A 1,583-nucleotide genomic window follows, 5' to 3' on the forward strand; every position below is an offset into this window, starting at 1 on the left:
CCCCCCGCCGTCACACAGTCCCCGCCCGACCATTGCCGGGCCGTGCCCACTGTCGCTAGCCTGTGTTCGTTATTCCGATCGACTGTTGAAATCTCGAACGCAGTCACCTGAGACGCAAGGAGGAGGGCCGGCCGTGGGACGCCTCGTACCTGCTGTGACCAGGGCTCTCGACATACTGGAGCTCTTCCTCGACGGGGACGGCACGCTGTCCGCCCCCGACATCGTGCGCAGGTTGCAGCTGCCGCGCACCACCGTGCACGAGCTGGTCACCACGCTCGCCGCCCGGTCGTACATCGTCCCGGTACCGGGACAACCGGGACGTTACCGGCTCGGAGTGCGTCCGTACCAGCTCGGGAGCCGTTACGCCGAGCAGCTCGACCTCGCCGCCGAGGGCCAGCAGGTCGCCCGGACCGTCGCCGAGACCTGCGACGAGACCGTGCACGTGGCGATCCTGGAGGGCACGGACGTCATCTACATCGCCAAGGTCGACTCCACGCACGCCGTCCGCATGGTGTCCGCCGCCGGGCGCCGGCTGCCCGCGCACTGCACCTCGGTCGGCAAGATGCTCCTCGCCTCCCTCCCCGAGCACGAGCTCGCCTCCCGTATCCCCGAGGACGCCGATCTGATCCGGATGACGCCCAACAGCATCACCGACCCGGCTGCCCTGCGCGAGGCCCTCATCGAGATCCGCCGGCGCGGCGTCGCGGTGGAGAGCCGCGAGTCCAATCCCGACGTCTCCTGCGTCGCCGCACCCGTCCGCGACCGCACCGGCCGGGTGGTCGCCGCGCTCTCCATCTCCGTACCGATGATCCGCTGGAGCGACGAGCGCCGCTCCGAACTGGAGGAGCTCGTGGCCAAGGGCGCCGCCGAGCTGTCGGAGAACCTCGGACACCGGAGCGTGGCATGACGGCCTACGAGATCGCGGTACGGGAGCAGGCGGCCCTCGGCGAGGGCCCCACCTGGGACGCCGCCGCCGGGCGGCTGATCTGGATCGACATCCTCGGCTCCCGCGTCCACACGTACGACCCCGCCTCCGGCCGCCGTACGGTCACGGTCACCGAACAGCACGTCGGCGCCGCGAAGCCGCGTGCGGGCGGCGGGCTGGTGCTCAACCTCCGGGACGGCGTCGGACTGCGCGACGCCGACGGCGGCTTCCGGTGGCTGCACCACGAGCCGGTCCCGGGGCGCCGCGCCAACGACGCCGCCGTCGCGCCCGACGGTTCCCTCTGGGCGGGCACCATGCGCTACGACGAGGCCCCGGGCGGTGGCACCCTGTCCCACCTCACGCCCGACGGCACGGTCCGTACGGTCCTCGACGACGTCACCGTCAGCAACGGCATCGGCTGGAGCCCGGACGGCCGCCTGATGTACTACATCGACTCCCCGACCCGCCGCGTCGACGTCTTCGACGTGGACGACGACGGACAGCCGTCCAACCGGCGGCCGCTGGCCACCATCGAGGACGGCGCGGGCTTCCCCGACGGCCTCACGGTGGACGCCGACGGCTGCGTCTGGGTGGCCCTCTGGGACGGCGGAGCGGTCCGCCGCTACACCCCGAACGGCGACCTCGACCGCGTCATCCC

General features: G+C 72.1%; 2 protein-coding genes. Both read left to right on the forward strand.

The features are described from left to right. Positions 1 to 133: 133 nt before the first annotated feature. Positions 134 to 907 (forward strand): IclR family transcriptional regulator, encoded by a 774-nt coding sequence (locus tag FNH04_RS45810; protein WP_322725759.1) that lies wholly within the window; start codon positions 134 to 136, stop codon positions 905 to 907. Continuing rightward, a partial coding sequence (locus FNH04_RS45815; RefSeq protein WP_152792124.1) for an SMP-30/gluconolactonase/LRE family protein occupies positions 904 to 1,583 on the forward strand: 680 nt, incomplete at its 3' end. The genes FNH04_RS45810 and FNH04_RS45815, both read left to right, overlap by 4 nt.

The organism is Streptomyces phyllanthi (assembly GCF_009377205.1).
Lineage (GTDB): Bacteria > Actinomycetota > Actinomycetes > Streptomycetales > Streptomycetaceae > Streptomyces > Streptomyces phyllanthi.